Below are 298 nucleotides of genomic sequence, written 5' to 3'. Positions count from 1 at the left end.
CAAAGCCGGGGCGGCGGAGGTGGCCAAAGCCGGCCGCCATTTGCGGGCGGTGCTCGACCCCGATGGAGAAGAACGCGATGAGCAGGCCGACTACGAGCGGCGCTTCCTACGGGTCCGCCCGGGCAAGGGCGGCGGCGTGGAAGGGGAGTTCTACCTTCCCCGTGAACCCGGCGCCCGCCTGATGACCCTGTTGCAGGAGTACGCCAAGAAGAAGGCCGACGGCGATGACCGCACGCTGACGGAGCGCCAGGCGGACGCGCTCATCGCCGCGCTGCTGGAGCAGAAGATCGTCACCGAG

Annotated in this window: 1 protein-coding gene; it reads left to right on the top strand. The window is 69.5% G+C overall.

Annotation, left to right across the window (positions count from 1 at the left end; all coding sequences use genetic code 11):
- The coding region (locus FLX08_RS40240; RefSeq protein ID WP_142625465.1) for a DUF222 domain-containing protein at positions 1 to 298 on the top strand (298 nt) is incomplete at both ends.

Origin of the sequence: Microbispora hainanensis (assembly GCF_006874475.1) — a bacterium.
GTDB classification, from domain to species: Bacteria; Actinomycetota; Actinomycetes; order Streptosporangiales; family Streptosporangiaceae; genus Microbispora; species Microbispora hainanensis.
Note: the sequence above shows the minus strand (reverse complement) of the source record. Positions and strands in the feature narration are given on the sequence as shown.